Source organism: Heliorestis acidaminivorans (assembly GCF_008933955.1).
Lineage (GTDB): Bacteria > Bacillota > Desulfitobacteriia > Heliobacteriales > Heliobacteriaceae > Heliorestis > Heliorestis acidaminivorans.
The window spans coordinates 371,785-392,141 of record NZ_WBXO01000001.1 but is presented as its reverse complement, the minus strand read 5'-3'; the positions used below and the strand labels follow the sequence as shown (position 1 = coordinate 392,141).

23 protein-coding genes are annotated in these 20,357 nt (G+C 41.9%); 20 read left to right on the top strand and 3 right to left on the bottom strand.

Annotation, left to right across the window (positions count from 1 at the left end):
- Positions 1–30: 30 nt before the first annotated feature.
- The 4 genes from F9B85_RS01920 to hslO all read left to right on the top strand — a co-directional run bounded on the left by F9B85_RS01920 (position 31) and on the right by hslO (position 3,557).
- Entirely contained in the window at positions 31–1,236 is a 1,206-nt protein-coding gene (locus F9B85_RS01920) for a bifunctional 3,4-dihydroxy-2-butanone-4-phosphate synthase/GTP cyclohydrolase II (RefSeq protein ID WP_151617931.1), read from the top strand.
- Positions 1,237–1,312: 76 nt separating this feature from the next.
- Positions 1,313–1,780, top strand: coding sequence for a 6,7-dimethyl-8-ribityllumazine synthase (gene ribH, locus F9B85_RS01915; RefSeq protein WP_151618380.1), 468 nt, complete (start codon positions 1,313–1,315; stop codon positions 1,778–1,780).
- Positions 1,781–1,783: 3 nt separating this feature from the next.
- Positions 1,784–2,686, top strand: coding sequence for a bifunctional hydroxymethylpyrimidine kinase/phosphomethylpyrimidine kinase (locus F9B85_RS01910; RefSeq protein WP_151617929.1), 903 nt, complete (start codon positions 1,784–1,786; stop codon positions 2,684–2,686).
- Entirely contained in the window at positions 2,679–3,557 is an 879-nt protein-coding gene (hslO, locus tag F9B85_RS01905) for an Hsp33 family molecular chaperone HslO (protein ID WP_151617927.1), read from the top strand. Before F9B85_RS01910 ends, hslO begins: the two co-directional genes overlap by 8 nt.
- A gap of 70 nt (positions 3,558–3,627) precedes the next feature.
- On the opposite strand, the gene rpmB is transcribed toward hslO, so the two are convergent.
- Complete coding sequence (gene rpmB / locus F9B85_RS01900; protein WP_151617926.1) at positions 3,628–3,819, bottom strand: 50S ribosomal protein L28; 192 nt, start codon at positions 3,817–3,819, stop codon at positions 3,628–3,630.
- A gap of 146 nt (positions 3,820–3,965) precedes the next feature.
- Here rpmB and F9B85_RS01895 point away from each other — a divergent pair, with 146 nt between their 5' ends.
- From F9B85_RS01895 to recG, 4 genes are all read left to right on the top strand, one after another.
- A complete protein-coding gene (locus F9B85_RS01895) occupies positions 3,966–4,172 on the top strand; it encodes a DUF1858 domain-containing protein (RefSeq protein WP_151617924.1) in 207 nt (68 codons plus the stop codon).
- A 73-nt stretch (positions 4,173–4,245) separates the two neighbouring features.
- Positions 4,246–4,608 carry an Asp23/Gls24 family envelope stress response protein gene (locus F9B85_RS01890; protein ID WP_170270091.1) on the top strand — a complete coding sequence of 121 codons (363 nt, stop codon included), beginning with the start codon at positions 4,246–4,248 and terminating at the stop codon, positions 4,606–4,608.
- Positions 4,583–6,220 (top strand): DAK2 domain-containing protein, encoded by a 1,638-nt coding sequence (locus F9B85_RS01885; protein ID WP_170270089.1) that lies wholly within the window; start codon positions 4,583–4,585, stop codon positions 6,218–6,220. Before F9B85_RS01890 ends, F9B85_RS01885 begins: the two co-directional genes overlap by 26 nt.
- Positions 6,221–6,227: 7 nt before the next feature.
- Positions 6,228–8,621 carry an ATP-dependent DNA helicase RecG gene (recG, locus tag F9B85_RS01880; RefSeq protein ID WP_151617918.1) on the top strand — a complete coding sequence of 798 codons (2,394 nt, stop codon included), beginning with the start codon at positions 6,228–6,230 and terminating at the stop codon, positions 8,619–8,621.
- A gap of 61 nt (positions 8,622–8,682) precedes the next feature.
- On the opposite strand, the gene gpr is transcribed toward recG, so the two are convergent.
- Positions 8,683–9,672 carry a GPR endopeptidase gene (gpr, locus tag F9B85_RS01875; RefSeq protein ID WP_151617916.1) on the bottom strand — a complete coding sequence of 330 codons (990 nt, stop codon included), beginning with the start codon at positions 9,670–9,672 and terminating at the stop codon, positions 8,683–8,685.
- A 139-nt stretch (positions 9,673–9,811) separates the two neighbouring features.
- Between gpr and rsmD the strand changes: the two genes are divergently transcribed.
- Genes rsmD through F9B85_RS01860 form a run of 3 tightly spaced genes read left to right on the top strand, consistent with a single transcriptional unit; the run spans position 9,812 to position 11,460 of the window.
- Positions 9,812–10,402 (top strand): 16S rRNA (guanine(966)-N(2))-methyltransferase RsmD, encoded by a 591-nt coding sequence (gene rsmD / locus F9B85_RS01870; protein ID WP_151617914.1) that lies wholly within the window; start codon positions 9,812–9,814, stop codon positions 10,400–10,402.
- 13 nt (positions 10,403–10,415) lie between these two features.
- The gene (coaD, locus tag F9B85_RS01865; RefSeq protein WP_151617912.1) at positions 10,416–10,892 is read left to right on the top strand and encodes a pantetheine-phosphate adenylyltransferase; all 477 of its coding nucleotides are present in this window, start codon (positions 10,416–10,418) and stop codon (positions 10,890–10,892) included.
- 43 nt (positions 10,893–10,935) lie between these two features.
- On the top strand, positions 10,936–11,460 hold the full coding sequence (locus tag F9B85_RS01860; RefSeq protein ID WP_151617910.1) for an ATPase: 525 nt from the start codon (positions 10,936–10,938) through the stop codon (positions 11,458–11,460).
- 58 nt (positions 11,461–11,518) lie between these two features.
- Here F9B85_RS01860 and F9B85_RS01855 read toward each other — a convergent pair whose 3' ends face one another.
- On the bottom strand, positions 11,519–12,694 hold the full coding sequence (locus F9B85_RS01855) for a nucleoside recognition domain-containing protein (RefSeq protein ID WP_151617908.1): 1,176 nt from the start codon (positions 12,692–12,694) through the stop codon (positions 11,519–11,521).
- A 132-nt stretch (positions 12,695–12,826) separates the two neighbouring features.
- Between F9B85_RS01855 and F9B85_RS01850 the strand changes: the two genes are divergently transcribed.
- From F9B85_RS01850 to fabG, 9 genes are all read left to right on the top strand, one after another.
- Complete coding sequence (locus F9B85_RS01850; RefSeq protein WP_151617906.1) at positions 12,827–14,023, top strand: acetate/propionate family kinase; 1,197 nt, start codon at positions 12,827–12,829, stop codon at positions 14,021–14,023.
- A gap of 78 nt (positions 14,024–14,101) precedes the next feature.
- The gene (locus F9B85_RS01845) at positions 14,102–14,647 is read left to right on the top strand and encodes a YceD family protein (RefSeq protein ID WP_151617904.1); all 546 of its coding nucleotides are present in this window, start codon (positions 14,102–14,104) and stop codon (positions 14,645–14,647) included.
- A 22-nt stretch (positions 14,648–14,669) separates the two neighbouring features.
- Positions 14,670–14,849 carry a 50S ribosomal protein L32 gene (gene rpmF, locus F9B85_RS01840; RefSeq protein ID WP_151617902.1) on the top strand — a complete coding sequence of 60 codons (180 nt, stop codon included), beginning with the start codon at positions 14,670–14,672 and terminating at the stop codon, positions 14,847–14,849.
- Between the two features lie 213 nt (positions 14,850–15,062).
- Positions 15,063–15,632 carry a transcription factor FapR gene (gene fapR, locus F9B85_RS01835; RefSeq protein WP_243138029.1) on the top strand — a complete coding sequence of 190 codons (570 nt, stop codon included), beginning with the start codon at positions 15,063–15,065 and terminating at the stop codon, positions 15,630–15,632.
- A 13-nt stretch (positions 15,633–15,645) separates the two neighbouring features.
- The gene (gene plsX / locus F9B85_RS01830) at positions 15,646–16,659 is read left to right on the top strand and encodes a phosphate acyltransferase PlsX (protein ID WP_151617900.1); all 1,014 of its coding nucleotides are present in this window, start codon (positions 15,646–15,648) and stop codon (positions 16,657–16,659) included.
- A complete protein-coding gene (locus F9B85_RS01825) occupies positions 16,649–17,656 on the top strand; it encodes a beta-ketoacyl-ACP synthase III (protein ID WP_423245043.1) in 1,008 nt (335 codons plus the stop codon). Before plsX ends, F9B85_RS01825 begins: the two co-directional genes overlap by 11 nt.
- Before the next feature lie 105 nt (positions 17,657–17,761).
- Positions 17,762–18,655 carry an enoyl-[acyl-carrier-protein] reductase FabK gene (fabK, locus tag F9B85_RS01820; RefSeq protein ID WP_243138045.1) on the top strand — a complete coding sequence of 298 codons (894 nt, stop codon included), beginning with the start codon at positions 17,762–17,764 and terminating at the stop codon, positions 18,653–18,655.
- 8 nt (positions 18,656–18,663) lie between these two features.
- Positions 18,664–19,605, top strand: coding sequence for an ACP S-malonyltransferase (gene fabD / locus F9B85_RS01815; protein WP_151617896.1), 942 nt, complete (start codon positions 18,664–18,666; stop codon positions 19,603–19,605).
- Between the two features lies 1 nt (position 19,606).
- Positions 19,607–20,353: a 3-oxoacyl-[acyl-carrier-protein] reductase gene (fabG, locus tag F9B85_RS01810; RefSeq protein ID WP_151617894.1), complete on the top strand. Its 747-nt coding sequence runs from the start codon at positions 19,607–19,609 to the stop codon at positions 20,351–20,353.
- The last annotated feature ends 4 nt before the right edge of the window (positions 20,354–20,357 follow it).

Genomic DNA, 20,357 nt, shown 5'->3' with positions numbered 1-20,357 from the left:
GTTTTCCTAAATAACAAGGAGGTGATTCCTGTGTCTTTTCATAGTATTGAAGAAGCAATTTCTGATATTCAAGAAGGCAAAATGATTATTGTTGTTGATGATCAAGATCGGGAAAATGAAGGCGATCTGTTAATGGCCGCTGAAAAAGCAACGCCAGAAGCGGTAAACTTCATGGCTAGCTATGGTAAAGGCTTAATATGTGTGCCCATGTCAGGAGATCGCTTAGATAGTCTTGAACTTTATCCCATGGTTCAAAATAATACAGATCGTATGGAAACAGCTTTTACAGTATCTGTTGACGCGTCATCTTGCACGACAGGAATCTCTGCTTTTGAACGTTCTCAGACCATTCAAGCGCTCTTAGATCCTAAGACTAGACCTTCAGACCTTCGTAAACCAGGCCATATCTTTCCTTTGCGTGCTCGTGATGGCGGTGTTTTAACGAGAGCTGGTCATACTGAAGCAGCTGTTGATTTTGCACAAATGGCTGGTCTTTATCCTGCTGGGGTAATCTGTGAGATCATGGCTGATGATGGCACAATGGCACGAGTTCCTGCTTTAATAGACTTTGCCAAGAAACATAACTTAAAGCTTGTTACAATTGCTGATCTTATAGAATATCGTAGGCGCAAAGAAAAACTAATCCGACGGGTGGAGACTATCCAATTGCCTACTAAGTACGGCAATTTCCAAGCTGTAGCTTATGAAAGTCTTTTAGACAAAGAGTGTCACCTTGCTATCGTCAAAGGAGATCTTAAGCAGAGTGATTCTTCCGTTCTTGTTCGTGTCCATTCAGAGTGCTTAACTGGAGACGTCTTAGGCTCAAAACGTTGTGACTGCGGAGATCAATTAGCCGCCGCTTTAAGAACAATTGAAGAAGAAGGTCGTGGCGTCGTTTTATATATGCGCCAAGAAGGCCGCGGCATCGGTTTATTAAACAAAATAAAAGCTTATAAACTGCAAGATCTAGGTGCAGATACAGTTCAAGCAAATGAAATGTTAGGCTTCCCTGCTGACTTACGGGAATATGGAACAGGTGCTCAGATCCTTGTTGATCTAGGTGTTAAGCAGATTCGCTTAATGACTAATAATCCTCGGAAGATTAAAGGTCTAGAAGGATATGGTTTATCAATTGAAGAAAGAGTTCCCATAGTTACAGGCTGTGTACCGGAAAATGAACGATATCTTCATACCAAAGGCGAAAAATTAGGTCATCTGCTATTCGAACAACAATAGATGCGACATAGTGAAAGTAGCGCATAAATCATCTTAAGTCATATCAATTAAAGGAAAGGCGGTTTATATCATGGAAATTCAAAAATCTTATGAAGGCCACTTATTAGGACAAGGGTTACATTTTGCCATCGTAGTAAGTCGATTTAATGAGTTTATTACGAACAAACTTTTATCAGGTGCTCTCGATGCACTATATCGCCATGGTGTACCTAAGGAAAATGTGACTGTAACCTGGGTACCAGGAGCTTTTGAGATTCCTCTAGGAGCTAAGAAAATGGCGGAGAAAAATAATCATGCTGTGATATGTTTAGGTGCTGTAATTCGTGGCTCTACGCCTCACTTTGATTATGTTTGTAGTGAAGTTGCTAAAGGTGTTGCTCAAGTGAATATGCAGACTGGCAAGCCTACTATTTTTGGCGTAATAACAGTCGATTCTATTGAACAAGCCATTGAGAGAGCAGGTACTAAAGCAGGTAATAAAGGTTGGGAAGCAGCTTTATCAGCTTTAGAAATGGCTAACCTGATGGCTCAGTTGGAAGGGTAAAGGATGAAAAAAGTTCCGGCTATTGTTTCCGTGCAGAGCATGGTAGCACAGGGTTTTGTAGGTAATGGCGCTGTTGTCGCAGGACTATTGCAATGCGCTGTACAGCCCTTACCTATTCCTACGGTCTACTATGGCGCTCATGGTGCTTGTCAGCCTCGTCGAGGAGGCCCTGTGCCTGCCACTTTGTTTTATCAGCTTTTGACAGCTCTAAAAGACCGAGAAATAGATTTTTTATTAAGTGGCTTTTTAGGCTCTTCTCGACAAGGAACTATTCTTGCTAAGTGGTTAGAAGAGCGAAGAGATTTGCCTTATTTGTTAGATCCCGTCTTAGGTGACGATCCAAAAGGACTTTATGTCTCCCTTGATGTGGTTGATGTTGTACGCGAAAAATTGCTACCAAGGGCTGATTATGTTACCCCCAATCCTTTTGAACTTACGTTACTAGCAGAAGGTGAATTGACGGCATTAGAGGAAGGAACAAAACCTCGCGATTGTAATAAGCTTTATCAAGGTGCTAAGAAGTTATTGCAAAAAGGCCCAAGCTGGGTCGTTGTGACGAGCTGGCGTGTAGATGAGCAAGCACAGAAGATTTATAATCTTTTGTTGCACCGTGAAGGGGGCGCTTGGGAAGTTGCTGTTGATGCTGTACCGAAGAAAGCCTTTGGAACTGGCGACCTTTATGCGGCTATACTTACAGCAGGCTTAGCACGAAGCTACACAGTCAAACAATCCGCGTCAGCAGGCGCTTTTGCAGTGGCGCAGTCACTACAAAAGGCTTCTGAGCAAGATATGGATACTATTTTGCCTATAGGGTTAACAACAGATCTTTTTGAAGAAAAAAACCATAGTCAATTCAATATCACAGTTACCACTTTGGGAAAGGAAGAGTATAATATAGATGGGTGACCAGTTGATTTGGGCTACTGATCGAGATGGGCAGATTCGTTTAATTGCAGCACGTACTACAGAATTAGTAGCAGAAGCGCAAAGTCGACACAAAAGTTGGCCTACAGCAACAGCCGCTTTAGGTCGTGCTATGACAGCGGCTTTACTGATGGGTGCTATGCAAAAAGGTGAAGAGAAAATAACTTTACGCATTCTTGGCGACGGCCCTTTAGGCGCAATTGTGGCGCAAAGTAACGCTCAAGGAGAAGTGCGTGGTTATGTACAAAATCCAACCTTGGATTGGCCTTCGCGTTCGCCTGAGAAGCTAGATGTAGGTGGTGCTGTTGGTGCTACAGGTCATCTTCATGTAACTCGTGATCTAGGTCTGAAAGAAAGCTATACAGGCTCAGCACCTCTAGTTAGTGGAGAAATAGCAGAAGACTTAACTCATTACTTTGCTACATCAGAACAAACACCGACGGCTGTAGCTCTTGGTGTATTACTCAATGAAGATGGCACTGTCCAAGCGGCCGGTGGCTACCTATTACAGCTCTTACCAGGTGTAAGTGAGGAAAAGATAGAACATTTAGAAAAGAAAATCAAAGAACTAGGCCCTATTAGTTACTTTTTTGCTAGCGGCAAAGACGTTGCATCTCTTTTAGACCCTCTTTTGCCAGAAGAAGACAAAAAAATATTGGCCCAAAAAAAACCTTTCTTTCAATGCCAATGTGATCGCCTGCGTCTAGAAACAATGCTCAAAAGCTTAGGTGCTCAAGAGTTAGCAGAAATGCGTAAAGAACAAGGTGGAGCTGAAGTAGTCTGTCATTTTTGTAATGAACAATACATTTTTTCAGTTGACGAATTGATTGCTCTAGAAAAAGAGCTCGAATAAAATAAAAAAGTCCTTCGACATATAATGTCAAAGGACTCGTTTTATTACCCGTTCAGTATATTAGTGAATCTTATACAGATCTTTGAACCTTGCCCGAACGGAGGCAACGGGTACATACGTTCAGACGAACTGGAGTACCCTTCACAACAGCGCGAACACGCTGAAGGTTAGGCGACCAGGTACGTTTTGTACGGATATGAGAGTGGCTGACTTGCATACCAGTCTGAACCCCTTTGCCGCAAATGGCGCATTTCCGTGCCATGACTACACCTCCTTACGGGTCAAAAAAATCACTATTACAGTTTACCAGATACATTATTTTTTGACAAGCTCCAATCTAGGGGTAAAAGGATTTTCTATGATAGATGGCGAATATTGAACCATGACAGGGATAGAGGAGGTGTTATGATGGGAAAGATAACCAAAGAAATGTCCCTCTTAGAATTGCTTCAAACCTATCCCCGATCTAGAGAAATATTGGCAAACCACGGTATGGCTTGTCAAGGTTGCATGGGCTCTGCTTTGGAATCTATTGAAAACGGAGCGCGTATGCATGGTATTGATATAAATATTTTGATGAATGAACTTAATCAGTTGGAAAAGAAGGGGCCTTAAGGCTCCTTTTCCAATAGTGAATTAAGAAAAGCTTATTAGGTTTAATGATTGCTTTGAGGAGGTTAGAATGCTTATGTCTATTGTAGAGACTTCAAAAGCTGGGAATGTTTCAATTTCTGATGATGTTATTATGGCTATTCTATCTCAATCTATTTCAGAATGCTATGGACTTGTAGCTATGGCACCGAAAGATCTATTAGAGGGCCTAAACTTAAAAATTAGTGAAAAAGGTCGAAAAAAAGGCATAGCCATACAAAGTCACGATGACTTTTCTGTTACTGTAGATCTTCATGTTATTGTAGCTTACGGCGTAAGGATTCCTGAGGTAGCTCGCACTGTAATGGAAAGAGCTAAGATTGCTATTGAAACTCAACTTGGCATTCAGGTCCGTGAGGTGAATATAAATGTCCATGGCATCAAAGTCCCCAAAGGATAAGAATTACAAGCTCTCCGGAGAGGACTTAGTTCGCCTGCTTCAGGGTGGTGCTTACTCTGTTGAGCAAAAAAAAGCACAGATTGATCAGTTGAATGTCTTTCCTGTCCCCGATGGTGATACAGGTACAAACATGGCTTTAACGTTGAAATCTGCTGTAGCATCTCTGCCTGGTGAAGGAGAAAAAAAGGCAGGTAAAATTGCAACTGTAGCGGCCAAGGGTGCTTTGTTGGGCGCTCGTGGTAACTCTGGAGTAATTTTTTCGCAATTAATCTGGGGCTGGGCTAAAGCCATTGAAAAAAATACCCTAGTTACACCACAAGACTGGGCTCAGGGCATGGTTAAAGGGGTAGAACTGGCGTATAGCGCTGTTATGAAGCCTGTGGAGGGTACAATCTTAACAGTAGCCAAAGAAGCTGCTCAGGAGGCCAAGAAAAGAGCGAAGAGAAAAGATATATCCTTTGAAGAACTCTTTCTTATAGCGACTGAAGCAGGTCAAGAAGCATTAAGTCGCACACCAGAACTACTGCCTGTTCTAAAAGAAGCTGGTGTGGTTGATGCTGGTGGACAAGGCTATGTGCTTTTCTTACAAGGCATTTATAAAGCTTTACTAGGTGAGACAACTGAGGAAGAAGGCGATTTACAGCCTTTTTTGCAATCAGTAGAAGCAGACTGGCAGAAGCGCAATGCTTTTCATCTTACAGGAGCAAAAGAAAGAGAAGCTACTCATTTTACTTACTGCACAGAATTTATCCTTCGCGGTACGGCATTACCCTTGCAAGCATTACGTCACAGGCTTGAGGATATTGGCGATTCCGTTTTAGTCGTAGGAGACTCTAATGTACTGAAATGTCATGTACACACAGATCGCCCAGGGCTTGCATTAGAAAAAGGCGGTTTTTATGGTACACTTCACGACATCACAATTTCAAATATGAAAGACCAGCTACGCCCAAAAAGCGAAGTAGCTTTTATTGCTTCAGCACCTTCAGAAGGCTGGGCTCAACTGTTTCGTGAGCAGGGAGCTAGTGCCATTGTCATGGGAGGTTCTACAAGCAATCCTAGTGCCCAAGACTGGGTAGAAGCTATAGAAAAAGCAAATGCTGCTTACACCATATTACTGCCTAACCATCCAAACCTAACGATGGCCGCAGGGCAGGCTATCAAAATGATCGGTGAAGACCGAGTTATGATGGTGCCAACAAAGCATCTAGCAGGAGGCCTTGTAGCGGCCTTAGCTTATGATAGTAACAAAAGCGTTAAAGATAATGTACAAGTTATGACAGAAGGCTATCATCAAGTAGAGTGTGCTGAAATTACAAAAGCTGTAAGGGACGCAACTATTAATGGAATTACGGCTAAGGAAGGCCAATTTTTGGGCTTGTTGAACCACCAATTAGTAGCTAGCGGTACGGTAATAGAAGAAGTTATTGTGCAAACGATCGAACGAAATGATGAGGACTGGGAATTGATCACAGTCTATACAGGTGCAGGTCTGGAGCGAGAAGAGATTGATCGGGTTATCAAAACCTTACAAGAACGTTTTGCTGAAGCAGATATAGAAGAGATTACAGCAGGACAACCTCTCTATCCTTACTTGATAGGACTGGAGTAACAGAGCGATGAGTTGGCGACCTTTATGGATAGAGCTCCGACGTTCGATTGATGCAGAACGTAACCTGGGTTATACCGATGGTGCTGTTATTGGTGGTTTTTCCCGCTATGCGCAAACTATGTTAACTTCAATACTACAAAAGCTATCAGAAGAATCAGGGCCTTTTAAAGCACGTCTTGCTTTATGGGAAAGGCAAATGAGTAATTATCGTAGCTTATCGAAAGCAGAAAGAAAAAAAATCGTAGAAGAATTAGCAGAAGCCCTAAAAGAAGTAGAGATAGAAAAGCCGGAGCTTTTTCAAAAAAAAGAAGCCAATCAGCAGGAGGCTCAAGCCAAAGCTTCAAGTGTACAAAAAGGTCCAGGGACTGCTATTCAATTTTTAAAAGGTGTGGGTCCGCAACGGGCTCTAAAAATGAAGAAAATGGGTATTGAAACAATAGAGGATCTATTCTTTCATATCCCTTTTCGATATATTGATCGTAGTCAGATAGTTAAAATCTCACAAATTTATGGTCCTGGAGAAGTTACTGTAGCTGGTGTGATTCGAGCTTACCAGGAATGGCAACCTCGCCGTGGCCTTACTGTGATTAGAGGACGTTTAGACGATGGGACGGGAATTCTTTCTCTCCTATGGTTTAATCGTAAGCAAATGATGAAGCAATACCCCCCTGGGTCAGCAGTTATGGTATCGGGTAAAGTTGAGTACGCCTATGGCAAAGCAGAGCTAACAGTTCAAGAAATAGAGTTACAAGAAGAAGCTGGACTTCATACAGGGCGATTAATTCCTGTTTATCCTGCAACAGAAGGAATTCATCAGCGATACTTAAGAAAACTTTTTGAACAAGTCTTCCAGAACTATAGACATATTCTTGAAGATATTGTTCCTAGGGAGGTTCGACAGCAACTAGATTACCTTCCTTTAGACAAAGCTTTACAAGCTTTACACTTTCCTCATAGTTTAGAAGAAGCGGAAAATGGTCGAAGCGGACTTGTTTTTGATGAAGTTTTTCTTTTGCAATGTGCCTTACACTATCTAAGACAACAAAAAAAGGATACTTCTCGAGGTTTTGTTCATGGTCGGGGTGACGAAGAGCTTAGGCGCTTTTGGAGTCTCTTGCCTTTTAAACTAACAGGAGCTCAACAAAGAGTAATCCAAGAAATTTCATCTGATATGGCTTCTCCACGACCAATGAATCGTTTATTACAAGGTGATGTAGGGTCGGGGAAAACAGTAGTTGCCGCTTCAGCCGTTGTAAAAGCAGTCTCATCAGGTTATCAAGCCGCTTTTATGGCACCTACAGAAGTTTTAGCTGAACAGCACGCCATAAATTGGCAAAAGCTATTAGCCCCCATAGGCATAGCAGTTGCTCATCTTTCCGGTTCTTCAGGACGCAGGAAGAGAGAAGAAGTTTTACAAGGTCTGCTAGAAGGATCTATTTCTGTAGTTATTGGCACCCATGCACTAATACAAAAAGATGTAAGATTCAAAAAATTAGCTCTTGTAATAATTGATGAGCAACATCGCTTTGGTGTAAAACAAAGGTCTGCTTTATGGGAAAAAGGCAAAGGTGCTGACTTACTCGTTATGACAGCTACTCCCATCCCTAGAACACTAGCCATGACCATCTATGGAGATCTAGATGTTTCTGTGCTCAATGAGAGACCACCGGGCCGTCAAAGTATTAAAACATATCATCTATCCAGTAAAACTTGGCCTCGTATATATAACTTAATTCGTCGTGAAGTAAAGGCTGGTTTCCAAGCTTATGTGCTTTGTCCATCTATTGAAGAGTCTGAAACGATGGACTTAGCAGCTGTAGAAGAGAGATATGAGATACTATCTCGAGACATCTTTCCTGATCTGAAAGTGGCTATTATGCATGGGAGACTAAAAAAAGATGAAAAAGCTTCCGTTATGGAAGCTTTTAGTCAAGGCAAAATCGATATTTTAGTGACTACAACAGTTATTGAAGTAGGTATTGATGTACCTAATGCAACGGTAATGATTATAGAAGATGCAGAACGATTTGGTTTGGCCCAGCTACACCAGATTCGCGGACGTGTAGGAAGAAACTCTCATGAGTCTTACTGTATCCTCGTAGCAGATCGTTTAACTGAAGAAGGGCGCCTGAGAATGAAGGCTATGGAGAAAAGCAACGATGGCTTTTTACTTGCTGAAGAAGATCTAAAACTACGGGGACCTGGTGAAATGTTAGGAACGAGACAAAGTGGAATTCCTGCCTTCAAAGTAGCTGATCTAACGAGAGATGGCGCAATTATGGAGACAGCTCAGATCGCGTCTCGCTCCTACCTAGAAAAATATCCTCAATTAGATAATCCTGAAAGCAAGGCTTTACGCAAAAAAATCGCCCATACTTTTCAAGGTCTTGACTTGCTTTGAGTGATTTTTTTGAGTGACTTTTAAAAGAACAAGGAATCTTAAGAAATCTAGGTTCAAAAGATTATTGCAAATATTGTAGCCCTTCACTACTACTTGAGATAGATGGATGTAAAGCTTGGGCAAGACCTGTAGCAATGATACGAGAAGTATTTTCAATTAGTATATCGATCTCTTTTGGAGTCATAATTAAGTCTCGTCCAAAAGGCTCTAGCACATCTTCAATAATTTGTTGCATTGAATCAGGGTTAAGGCCTTTGTAGAGACGGTAGAGAGAAGGACTGGTATGAAACTGTTGAAGTAACATTTCGATGGCTTCGTGAGCGATTACACCGGCGTGGACGACGGTGGGAACACCGATAGCTATAACAGGTACGCCCATGGTTTCTTTATTAATTCCGACACGACGATTGCCAACACCTGAGCCAGGCGTAATGCCTGTATCGGCGATTTGTAAACTAGTAGCCATTCTTTCTACTGAACGAGTAGCTAGGGCATCAATAGCAATAATTACAGTGGGATTTATCTTTTCTACAACGCCTTTAATAATTTCTGCTGTTTCAATTCCTGTTAAGCCGAGAACACCAGGCGCAATAGCACTTACAGATCGCAGTCCTCCCTGTAACTCTTCCGGTGCAAATTTATGGAGATGACGCGTTACCATGGTGTGATTAACTACTTTGGGACCGAGGGCATCAGGCGTAGCATGCCAGTTGCCTAGACCTACCACTAAGACAGAATCATCAGGACCTAAGTGGAGAAGTTTACTTAGCTCCTGTGCTAACAAACCAGAAAGTTCCTGATGGATATCTCGGTTATTAACTTTCATATGCGGTGCATCGATGGTTACATAGTTACCCATGGGCTTACCCATAGCTTCTTCGCCTTCTGGCGACGTAATTTTTACGGTCGTTATATCGCTATGGCCCACCTTGTTCTTGTACATTTCTACACCGGCGATGTTACTTTGCCTTTCTTGTTGAAGCACATCATGAGCTTCAACAGCCATATCAAGTTGGATGCCTAAATTCTTGTAGAGATGCGAACGTTCCAAAAAAATGCCCTCCCTGTTCACTTTTCCCGTCATCTTCAATGTTCCACTGCACAGTTATAGTCATTCATGGAAGTCAATAATTGTCGATTGAAAGCGAATATGCTATAATTTGGTTACTGTCGACCTGGGAGGAATGTAAATGCGTGTGATTGCCGGTCAAGCCGGTGGTCGTAGACTCTTTGCTGTAAAGGGGCTGAATACTAGACCTACGGCAGATAGAGTAAAAGAAGCAATGTTTAATGTATTAGCTCACCGTGTGCAGTCAGCTCAGTGTCTTGACCTTTTTGCAGGTACAGGCTCTTTAGGGCTTGAAGCTTTGAGTCGAGGAGCTCAAAGCGTTTTATGGGTTGAAAAAGATCGCCGAGCTTACCAGGTCATTCAAAAGAATATAGAGAATCTAGGTATGCATAATAAAGGGAAGATTCTTCAACAAGATGTTTTTCAAGTATGCAAGAGACTGCTCCAAGAAGGAGAAAAGTTCGATCTGATTTTTGCTGATCCACCTTACCATAGAGAAATATTACCTTTGCTACTCCAATCACTTAATGAAAAACCTGGTTTACTTACAGAAAAAGGCACAATTATCTTGGAAAGTCATCGTGACGAGAAAGTGCCGAATAAGGTTGGACGATTAGAAAAAAGGCGAGAAGATGCTTATGGCGATACGGTTCTTCATTATTATCAATGGGAAGAAAAGCCGGAAAGTCTTGCTGTAGAAGTCAGGGAATAGGAGGCTATCATCGTTGCGAATTGCCGTCTATCCGGGGAGTTTTGATCCTATTACGAATGGACATATGGATATAATTACACGAGCGTCTAGTGTTTTTGATATTGTAATTGTAGCCGTTGTAAAAAATCCCGGCAAAAACCCTCTTTTCACCATGGAAGAGCGTGTGAAAATGATCGAAAAAGCCTCTGTACATCTTGGCAATATAAAGGTTAAAAGCTTTTCAGGCTTGCTCGTCGACTTTGTAAAAATCGAAAAAGCGCAGGTCATTATTCGAGGATTACGAGCAATATCAGATTTTGAAAATGAGTTTCAAATGGCTTTGATGAATAAAAACTTGTATCGCCATGCAGAAACGTTTTTTCTAGCTTCTCACACCGACTATGCCTTCTTGAGTAGTTCCATGGTAAAAGAAGTAGCTTCTTTTGGTGGAGATGTACAAGCTTACGTACCTAGTGCTGTTTGGGAACAATTGAAGATCAAGTACCGATAAGATATAGTGGGGAAACTATCATTATGATAGAAAGGGGAACAACATGGAGCGGGGGTTGCCTTTAGAAGGAAGCGGAATGCGAGGCATGGAGAGCAAGCTCAATGTAACGCGCATCATCGATGAGATGGAAAATTTAATTAACTCTTCATCGCGTATTCCAATGACAGGAAAAGTATTGATCGACGACCAGTTACTGCTTGATTATCTAGACAGAATTAGGACAAGCTTGCCGGAAGAATTAAGGCAAGCTAAGTGGTTAACTAAAGAAAGACAAAGAGTGATTCAAGAAGCAGAAGATGAATGTCAACGAATGATTGATGAGACTAAATCTTATGTAAGCAAACTAGCCAATGAAAGTGAAGTATATCGATTAGCTCAGACACAGTCAGAAGAAATTATTGCTGATGCCAAACGAGAAGCTGATGAATTAAAAATGAACGCTTGTCAATATGCTGATGATGTGCTCCAACAGATGGAGCAATTGTTAAATCGTGCGGCTACAACAGTTCGAGAAGGTCGTAACGAACTCAGGGAAGAAAGTAACAGTGAACAAGAGAGAGAATATTAGAGTATAAGGGGAGCCTAATTTAGGTTCCTTTTTATTTTTTAATTTTTTGATTTCTCCATTACAAAGACTTGAGCAATCTTTTTCTGGCAAAAACCAGAAAGAGCAGAAAGAAACCAAGAAAAGTATAAAAAAGTCCGATAATACCAGGCCAGAAAGACCACAAATTACTCGATAAGCTGGGATTGACCTCTACTGTAGCTAGAGGGAGAGGCCAGAGATGAAAGAGTAGATAGGAGATAGCAAGAGCAAGGAAGCCCTGCATTAATCGAGCAGTAATATATCTATGAACAGGAACACCGCTTTGAAGCAGAAAAGTGGCCACTTGCGCTTGTATAGACAAACCACTCCAAGCAAGAATAAAAGAAATAAGAAGAACTTTATCAATAAGAGGTGCTGATGTTGCGACAATCTGTTGGCTACCTAAAGTCATTTCCATAAGACCAGCAAGTAACCCTTGCGCTAATGCAGGTTCAAAGCGAAACCACATAAGAAACTTTTCCATAAACAAAATTAAAGGATTGAGCACTCCACTGGCCAAAAATAAGCGAAAAACAACGGTGAAAAAGATTAGATAACCACCGATAGCTATAGCATTATTCATGGCTTTGACAATAGACTGTCCGATAATTTCACCAGGTGGACTGTCGTTTAGAAGAAAACGCTTCCACTCTGCTTTCATACGAGAAGAGAAAGGAACTTTTGCAGGAACAGTAAGGACAGTTCTTTTGCGATCCAAAAAAGCAAAAAGAATACCTAAAATCAAGTTAGCACCATAATGCGAACAGGCAATCAATAAGCCAATTTCTGGATGGCCAAAAAGAGCTGTACCTACAACACCGAGTAGAAAAAGGGGACTAGCATTATTAGTAAAAAGAGCCAGACGTTCTCCTTCTTGCCTAGTAAGCAATCCTTCTTGAATAAATCTGGTAGTCATGATAGCACCAATGGGAAAGCCTGTTGTAAAACCCACAGCTACGACAACACCTGCTGGACCAGGCAAGCGAAAGAGAGGTCTCATCATAGGCTCAAATAAAAGTCCTAACAGTGGCGGCAATCCTAGTCGAATAATTAACTCAGCAACTACCATGAAAGGAAAGAGAGCAGGTAAAGCAACGGTGAGCCATAGGTGGAGACCATCTTTAGCTCCTGCTAGAGATTCTTGAGGGTAATAGACCATCAGGGGAGCTAAGAAAAAAATAAAAAGGACGAAAAAAAAGAGAATTCTTTTCTGCATGAAGGAACCTCCAGCTTTTCGTTCTTAGACTCAGTCTTCAAGAAACTAGAAAAATCTTTACAAGTGAGATCAATCACTCGTTTTAGGGTATATTAAGGTAGAAAGCAATGAAAATGGGTAGGAGGTTCAAGAATGATCGTCTTAGTAATCAACTCTGGCAGTTCCTCGTTAAAATATCAGATCTTTGACATGAAAGAAGAACAGTTATTAGCAAAAGGGTTGGTTGATCGCATCGGAATCTCAGGTTCATCGCTAACTCATCAACCTCTCAATAAAGAAGCGCTAGTTGTAAAAGAAGATATAGAGAATCACAATCAAGCCATTGAACTGACCGTAAAAGCATTAACTCATCAGCAACAAGGCGTTATAAAAGAAATGAATGAAATAGATGCTATTGGTCACCGCGTTGCCCACGGTGGTGATCGTTTTGCAGACTCTACTGTCATTAGTGATGAAGTTTCAAATAAAATAGCCATGCTTTTTGATGTAGCGCCTTTGCATAATCCACCAGCATTAATGGGCATAGAAGCATGTGCTAGAATGTTGCCTAAGGTAACACAAGTGGCTGTTTTTGATACAGCCTTTCACCAATCTATACCAGAAAAAGCATATATCTATGCCTTGCCTTATGAAATATCCAAGAAATACTCCTTGCGACGTTATGGTTTTCATGGTACATCACACAAATATGTAGCCCAAAAAGCGGCGGAATTTTTGCAAAAAGATATATCAGCTCTAAAACTGATCACTTGTCACTTAGGTAATGGTGCTTCCATTGCCGCCGTAAATGGTGGAAAATCAGTAGACACTTCAATGGGTTTTACACCTTTAGAAGGTCTTGTTATGGGAACAAGAGTAGGAGATATTGATCCCGCTAGTTTGCTCTTCCTCATGGAAAAGGAAAATATGAATATAGAAGAAATGAATAGTTTTCTTAACAAAAAATGTGGTGTTCTTGGTATTTCAGGCCTCTCAAGTGATTTTCGTGATTTAGAAGAAGCAGCTAAGAATGGCGAGCATCGCTGTCAACTAGCTTTAGATATATTTGCCTACCGTGTTAAAAAGTATATTGGTGCTTATAGTGCAGTTATGAATGGTGTGGATGGGATTATCTTTACAGCTGGCCTAGGTGAAAACTCACCTACAATTCGTCAAGCTATCACCGAAGATCTAGGTTACCTTGGTGCGGAACTAGATCATGAGAAAAACAATAGACGCGGTGAAAAAGAAATTTCAAAACAAGGAAGTCGATGCAAGATTCTCGTCATTCCTACGAACGAAGAGTTAATGATAGCTCGCGACACTTTTCGACTTGTAAAAACATCGTAAGACAAGATAATGAATCATTGACAGAGCCAGAGGAGCTTTGTATAATAATGGCTGGTCCGTTTATAATGAGGTGAGCTTGTGAAAGTCGAAGGATCAATACTGCTCAAAGCTCGAGAGACTTGGCGACCACAGCAGTGGTCAGGTCAGTGGCAGGAAGCCTTGGATTTAGGAAAAGACTTTCGCTTACTGGGACCTGTCGATGTAGAAGGAACAGTGGCCCGGGTGGAAGAAGGCTATCGTTTTCAAGGTCTTTTAAAAGCTCTTGTGCAAACAGCTTGTCATCGCTGCTTGCAAACGGTAGAATTACCTATGGAAGTTCCTCTAGATGGTATGTTTATATCCAATTCTTTAGAGAAAACAGCAGAAGAGGAAGAGCTAAAGGAAGAACCTGAAATACCAACTTATCCTTTATTGAATCAAGGTGAATTGGATTTGACGGAACTTAGTCAGGATGCTCTTTTGCTAGCTCTACCAATGAAGGTTCTCTGTCAGGAAGACTGTCAGGGATTATGTCCACAATGTGGAACTTATCTAAATGAACAGTCCTGTACTTGTCAGGTTGAACAAGGAGATCCACGCCTGGCTCCCCTCCTGGCTTTACTCAAACAGAAAGAACCATCGTAAAAGCATAAAGGAGGTGTAGGAGATGGGTGTACCTCAGCACAAACGCTCAAAGTCACGGAATCGCAATCGTCGTGCCGTGAATGAGAAACTAAAGCTTGTAAAGTTTAATGCTTGTCCTCAATGTCAAGAGCCGAAAATGCCTCACCATGTCTGCTCTAGTTGCGGTTTTTACCGTGAAAGGGAAGAAAAGAAGGCAGAATAGTTCACCGATCAAGTGAATTTTATAAAAAAGTATCCGAAAGGCCTGTATATTTGTATAGGCCTTTTTCTTTTTGGGAAAAAAGGAAAGTAAAGGAAAAACTTTTCTCTATACCTCTTTTTTTCTTGCTTTATCAGGGCGATAAAGATATACTAAATTTATTACCAGCTACTAATATTATCTTCATGCGCTCAAAAGAGTGGAGGTGTGGAGATAGTGGCGCGAAAAAGAAAAGGCTTGCGTCATGCAAACTTAGAGAAATTATTAAATGATAATCCGCTTCAAACAGATGGAGAGCTAGCTCGAAGACTTGGTGTAAGCATTCAGACAGTAAGGCTTGATCGTTTGGAGATTGGAATACCTGATTTGCGTGAGCGTACGAGACGAGTTGCAACGGAAAGGCTACAAGAAGTTCGTTCACTAAGTGATGCTGAAATCATAGGTGAGATAACAGAACTTACTTTAAGTAAGAGTGGCGCTTCCCGCTTAGAAATTACGGAAAATATGGTTTTGCGTAAAACAGCTATTGCAAGAGGGCATCATCTCTTTGCCCAAGCTAATTCATTAGCTGTAGCGATTGTAGATGCACCAATTGCTCTTACCGGAATTGCGAGAGTACGCTATAGGCGACCTGTTGCACTTGGAGAGATAGTTCGGGCAGAAGCTTTTGTTATGAAAGTAGTAGGTGCTCGTCACATCATTCGGGTCATAAGCCGAGTGGAAGACGAAATTGTACTCTCAGGTAGATTTTATATTGTCGCCCGTGAAGAGATTACAGACTCATAAGGAGGAGACCTACTTGCGCATTGCCTTGGACGCCATGGGTGGCGATCATGGGCCTATAGAGATTATCAATGGTGCTATTCAGGCGGTCGAAGAAAGCGATTTGACCATTTTGTTAGTAGGCCAAAAAGAAATGCTGGAACCATTACTGGCCGAAACTTCGTCAAAAGTTCGGTCTCGCTTAGAGATTATCGCTGCCTCAGAAGTTATTACTATGGATGAATCTCCTGCTACGGCCTTAAGAAGAAAAAAAGACGCTTCTATTGTAGTTGCCACCCGGTTGGTCAAAGAGGGAAAAGCAGATGCTCTTGTATCAGCAGGATCAACAGGAGCACAGATGGCTTCTTCACTGCTCGGACTCGGTCGTATTTCAGGCATTGATAGACCAGCTATTGCAACTATCATACCAACACCTTATGGTGGCAAATTATTGCTCGATGTAGGAGCGAACTCTGAAGCAAAACCTAAAAATTTACTACAGTTTGCTTTAATGGGCAGTATCTATATGGAGCGTGTCTTAGGGATCAAAAATCCTCGTGTAGGCTTAATGAACATAGGAGAAGAGTCTACAAAAGGAAATGAACTAGTCTTAGGTGCTTATGGACTACTGCAAGAAAGCCCTATTAATTTTATTGGTAATGTTGAAGGGCGTGATTTTTTCAATGACTCTGTTGACGTTATCGTTTGTGATGGCTTTGTAGGCAATATAGTTCTCAAATTTGGAGAAGGTCTAGTAAGTGCTCTGTACAGCATGGTAAAAGAAGAGTTGAAAAATAGTCGCCTCGCTCAAGTTGGAGCCTTTATGGCTACTCCCGCTTTAAGAGGTATGGCCAAGCGGCTAGATTATGCCGAATATGGCGGAGCTCCTCTTCTCGGTGTTAATGGTGTATCAATTATTTGCCATGGCTCATCGAAAGCAAAGGCCATTAAGAATGCACTTCAAGTAGCCCATCAAAGTGTAGAACAAAAAATTATTAAAGCTATCCAAGAAAATATTCCTGGAAAGGATAGTGTCCGGAATGATGACTGAGCTGCGTTCTGTAGGTTTTTGGGGCACTGGATCCTATCTACCTGAGAGAATCATGACTAACAAAGAGCTTGAATCAATAGTTGACACCTCTGATGAATGGATACGGACAAGAACAGGCATTCATGAGCGACGAATAGCGGCAGATCATGAAGCAACAAGTGATCTGGCCTTTAAAGCAGGTGAAAAAGCACTAGAACATGCTGGCCTCTCTGCTGAAGAGATAGACCTTGTTATTGTAGGTAGCTGTGCTTTTGATATGTACTTACCAGCTACAGCTTGTCTGGTAGCTGAACGGTTAGGCGCAAAGAAAGCGGCTGCTTTTGATGTAGAGACAGCATGCACTAGCTTTATCTATGGCTGTGCGATAGGAGCTCAGTTTATTGCCACAGGTTTTTATAACAAAGTTCTTGTCATAGGTGCCGAAGTCATGTCAAGAATTATCGATTTTCAAGATCGTAACACTTGTGTTCTTTTTGGAGATGGAGCAGGTGCGGCTGTCTTAGGTCCTGTTGAAAATGGCAAAGGAATCCGTTCTATTTATCTAGGAGCCGATGGTTCCGGCGGTCCTTCCTTGCTTGTGCCAGCAGGAGGAACTCGCTTGCCTCATTCGCTGTCTACGTTAGAGAAAAGAGAACACTTTGTACGTATGAATGGTTCGGAAGTGTATAAGTTTGCAGTAAAAGTGATGGGCGATGCAGCTTTAGAAGCTTTAGATAGGGCTGGATGGAAGCGTGAAGATATTGACTTTTTCATACCCCATCAGGCTAATCAACGCATCATCGACTCATCAGTCAAGAAACTAAAGATCCCCATGGAAAGAGTAGAAGTTAACTTAAACCGCTATGGCAATATGTCAGCAGCATCGATTCCAGTCGCCCTTGATGAAGCTGTAAGAGCTGGTCGAATTAGAGAAGGCGATCGTCTCATGCTTGTTGGTTTTGGTGCTGGCCTTACTTGGGGTAGTTTAGCAGTCCATTGGGCAAAGCCCCAAAAATAATTATTTATGAGACTTTGGTTAGTTGCGTAATTACAAAGGAGGAGACTCGTGAGAACCGTTTTATGTGACCTTCTAGGAATTGAATATCCGATCTTACAGGGTGGGATGGCCTGGGTGGCCACGGCGGAACTGGCGGCATCAGTATCTGAAGCTGGTGGCTTAGGTATACTTGGCGCCGGTCAAGCGCCAGCTGAGTGGATTGATACAGAAATTCGTAAAATTAAAGCAAAAACGAACAAGCCTTTTGGTGTTAACGTGATGTTAATGTCGCCTCATGTAGATGATGTGATGGATGTGATTATCGAACACAAAGTTAAGGTAATCACGACTGGTGCTGGTAATCCTGGCAAATATATCCCTCGATTAAAAGAGATTGGTACCAAAGTGATTCCTGTTGTATCTGCTGTGGCTCTAGCACAGCGGCTTGAAAAATCAGGTGTAGATGCTGTTATTGCTGAAGGTATGGAATCGGGTGGTCACGTTGGAGAAATGACAACAATGGCCTTAGTTCCTCAAGTTGTTGACGCTGTAAAGATTCCCGTTATTGCCGCTGGAGGCATCGCTGATGGTCGCCAGTTTGCCGCGGCTATCGCTTTAGGTGCTGCAGGTGTTCAGATTGGGACTCGCTTTATGTGTGCTGAAGAATGTATTATTCATAGCAAGGCCAAAAAGATGGTGTTAAAAGCAAAAGATCGTGACACCGTCGTCACTGGTCGCCCAACGGGCCATCCTGTTCGAGTTATTAAGAACAAATTGACGAGACAGTTTGAAGATATGGAAAGAAAAGCGGCATCAGCTGAAGAGTTTGAAAAGTTAGGTGTTGGCAAGCTACGGATGGCCATGATTGAAGGTGATGTGGACTATGGTTCCGTCATGGCTGGCCAAGTAGCTGGTATGATATGTAAGGAACAAAAATCTTCCGAAATCATTCAAGAAATAATGGAGGAAGCTAAAGTTGTTTTCTCCAACATGTCTGCAATAGCAGAGATGAAAGCTTAGGAGGCATCATGGAGAAAATTGCCTTTCTTTTTCCAGGTCAAGGCTCTCAATTCGTAGGAATGGGTGCTGATCTTTACGAACAGTTTCCAGAAGCCAAGAAGATTTATGATGAAGCTGATGAAGCTCTAGGTTTTTCTTTAAGTCGACTTTGTTTCGAAGGACCTGAGGAAGAGTTAAGACTGACTATAAATACACAACCAGCCTTGTTAGTTACTTCTATAGCCCTTTACAAAATTGTCTCCCAAAGAGGCTTACAGCCTCACTGGGTAGCTGGACATAGCCTTGGTGAATACTCTGCCCTTGTGGCAGCAGGTTCACTGAAGCTAGCTGAAGCTGTACAATTAGTTCGCCAGCGTGGTACTTTTATGCAATCAGCTGTTCCTGCAGGCCAAGGAACGATGGCGGCTATTCTTGGGCTAGAAGGTTCTTTAGTAGAAGAAGCTTGTCAGGAAGCCTTAGAACTAGGTATAGTAGAGCCAGCTAATTACAATGGTGCAGGGCAAGTAGTCATTGCAGGTGAAGTGAAGGCAGTTGAAAAAGCGGCTGAGCATGCTAAGGCCAAAGGGGCTAAGAAAGTAGTTATGCTAAATGTAAGTGCCCCCTTCCATTGCTCTTTGATGGAGAAAGCCGCTCGAGAGATGGCCGAAGTGCTAAGAAAAGCAGAACTTAAAGATCCTGCTATACCTATTGTTGCTAACGTAACAGGTACAGCTTCCTACAAAGCTGATGAAATCCGTAATAATCTCATTAAGCAGGTAGACCATTCTGTAAGATGGGAGCAATCTATGAACTTCTTGGCCCAAGAAGGTGTCACAGATTTTTATGAAATCGGGCCAGGGAAAGTTTTATCAGGATTAGCAAAAAAAATAATAAAAGGTTCCAAAGTTATTTCTATAAGTGATGTAAGTTCACTAGAAAAGATTGTTGCATCTTCTGGGGAGAGTGGATAAAATGGGTGTAGACCAGCGGGTAGTTCTGGTTACAGGTGCTTCTCGGGGTATTGGACGGGCTGTAGCTCTCCGTTTTGCTGAAGAAGGTTATGCTGTAGTCGTTAACTACATGGGTAATGAGGAAAAGGCTAGGGAAGTTGTAGAGCAGATTGAAGCTAAGGGTGGTCAGGCCATAGCTATCAAAGCTGACGTTTCTAAGCAAGAAGAGGTAGAAGCGCTTCTACAAGAACTCTTAAACCGTTTTGGTAGAATTGATGTACTCGTGAATAACGCCGGCATTACGAGGGATAATCTCTTAATGCGTCTTAAAGAAAATGATTGGGACGCTGTCATGAATACAAACCTCAAAGGCGTATACCTTTGTTCAAAAGCAATTGCCAAAGTGATGATGAAACAGCGTCAAGGGCGTATTGTTAATCTCACTTCTGTTATAGGACAGATTGGTAATGCAGGACAGTCAAACTATGCTGCTGCCAAAGCTGGTGTTATAGGCTTTACCAAATCATTAGCCAGAGAGTTAGCTTCTAGGAACATAACTGTAAATGCAGTTGCACCAGGCTTCATAGTGACAGATATGACAGATAAACTGCCTGAAGAGTTACGCAATAATATGATTCAAGCAATCCCTTTATCTCGTTTTGGTCAACCTGAAGATGTAGCTAATGTTGTTGTTTTTCTCGCTTCAGAGCAGTCTGCTTATATTACAGGTCAGACGATTAATGTTGATGGTGGTATGGTCATGGCCTAGTCAT